Below are 2,093 nucleotides of genomic sequence, written 5' to 3' on the forward strand. Positions count from 1 at the left end.
TCACTCGAATTAAAAGTAGGAAGAAAGATAAGTTTATAGTGATTAACCAAGACATGAGCGACTTTCTTATGTAAATCGTCCACTAGCTTACGAATACGCTCGCGCATTCGATGAGAAGCTTTACGCATTCGATATCGTTTTCGTTTGATTTGACATTGACTAATCTGGCTCATTAACACGTCTACATGGTAGCAAAGGCGATTGATTTTGCTAATATCATTAGTGGCAAATTCAGTAATTGATTCACCATCATAACCCACCAAAAAGGAGCGAAGGCCAGGAGCTAAAGCCATAACTCGCTCTGGCTCTGTTGTTTCCCGCTCTTGATGCTCTGGAAAACAACCATACCATTTACCCCTTGCGTATTTTAGTTGTGTGACCTAAAGGCAATTCTTAGGTAGAGCTTGAGGTGAAGTAAAGGTTAAACCTTTAGTTAAACGGGGATACGTCCCTTTTTTAAAGTTATTCACCTTGAATTTAATGATTTGAGATGGTGCCCTACAGGACTTTAATTGGACTTTACCTTGGTTGACTTTGGCTGGTTTAAAAGCATCGAAAGCATCGGCTACTGCTTCCGGTAATTGATGTCCTGGTAAAGATTTTACCCATTCCGGTTTGTCACTATTTCTGACTAACTTTTGGCAGTCAAAACAGCTCCCTTGAACCCCTTGTTTCCAAGTAGCAATGGTCTGGTTATAAATCCACCTATAAGCTGCTAACCAACGTTTCCCAACGGTGTGTAATTCTTTACAAGGATACAATCTCACTTGGCTCAAACTGTTTGGAGTCATCTGGCTTGTCTGATGACGGGGTTTCTTTTTGAAGTTCTTGACGGGCTTGTTTTTCGTACTTTCGTAGTCCGTAAAGCCGAGCAGAGAAACAGTGGAGGATGGACAAGATATCGCTAACGAGTTCTTGTTCTGGAGAGAGACTCTTTTTCCTGAGAACCACGAGTTAACATCCACTTTTTGCACATAACCATTCAATGAGTGGAAATCCGAAACGGACAAGCCTATCGGCGTGAGCGATGACAAGTGTGCCGATATTTCCTTCGTATATTCGTTCCAATATAGCGAGGAATTTTCGCCGTTTAAAATTGAGTCCACTGCCAACTTCTGTAAGAATTTATGCTGTTGGGTATGCTCTGCGTAGAAATTCAGCCTGTCTAATGAGGTCATCCTTTTGGGAATGGGTGCTGACTCTTGCATAACAGACAATGGGCTTTTGTTTCTCGGCTTCTTCGATGATGTATCTTCGTTGGTTGCCAACGGTACGAACGGCTTTAATTGCGCCGAGTTTTTCCCATCTTCGCAAGGTGGCAACGCTGACGGAGAAGATTTCTCCGGCTTCCTTCGGTGTAACATATTTTGGCACTTTAACTCCGGTTATTGTGGTTGTTTGCATAGTACAAGGTTTTGGGTTTGTGTGTAGGTTTGAGTAAGTTTTTTGTTACTAGCAAGCACGTCTGGGCGCAGAAGCCTTTGTGAAGTTTCCCTCCTTTTCCCATCGTCATTAGGGCCCGCATTGCCACAGACTCGAGTCGCTGATATCGACGATCTATGTCTGGTCCAGGGTGAATTAATTCACGATGGATTACAGTGCCGTCAAAGGTTACGACTGTGACTGTTGCTGTGGTATTGATACCCAAATCAACCGCCACAACATTTTGATCCGGGTTCCGTTTCGCGCTGTACACAATGAAACGGAACGGAAAGATGACAAGCCTGGTCATTGAAAATCAGAGCGGGGGACAACATTTGGTAGCCGGGTATCTCATGGCGTTCCCGTAGTCCGGTAATCTGAACCCTTGTCCCCAGCCTAAAGGCATGGGGATTCTTGGGCTGAATCCTGCCTCCACTAACCCTCGTTAGTTTTGGTCTTACAGTTTCATGTCGTATCTGACTACACCTTTTACAGTAAGCACTCTTCAAGAATACTCCCCAAGCGTAAATCCGGGTATGCCCTACCCTATTTGATTTTGACTTCGCTCTGGCCATTTGGACTGACGATGAAAGATTTTCTACCAGTGATGGCTAGAGTTTTAGGGATTACGGAGTGTCTCTTGTTTCCGGCGTTCCCAAAGTCAACGAATT

Annotated in this window: 2 protein-coding genes and 1 pseudogene; all 3 read right to left on the reverse strand. The window is 44.0% G+C overall.

The features are described from left to right. On the reverse strand, positions 1 to 293 hold a 293-nt coding region (locus ACTIE0_RS23985), incomplete at its 3' end, for a transposase (protein WP_439517025.1). 87 nt (positions 294 to 380) lie between these two features. Further along, positions 381 to 791 (reverse strand): hypothetical protein, encoded by a 411-nt coding sequence (locus ACTIE0_RS23990; protein WP_006625677.1) that lies wholly within the window; start codon positions 789 to 791, stop codon positions 381 to 383. Further along, positions 748 to 1,374 (reverse strand): annotated as a pseudogene (locus ACTIE0_RS23995) (IS607 family transposase). The gene ACTIE0_RS23990 and the pseudogene ACTIE0_RS23995 overlap by 44 nt, the downstream one beginning before the upstream one ends. Between the last annotated feature and the right edge of the window lie 719 nt (positions 1,375 to 2,093).

It is taken from the genome of Limnospira sp. (assembly GCF_051859755.1).
Taxonomy (GTDB): domain Bacteria; phylum Cyanobacteriota; class Cyanobacteriia; order Cyanobacteriales; family Microcoleaceae; genus Limnospira; species Limnospira fusiformis.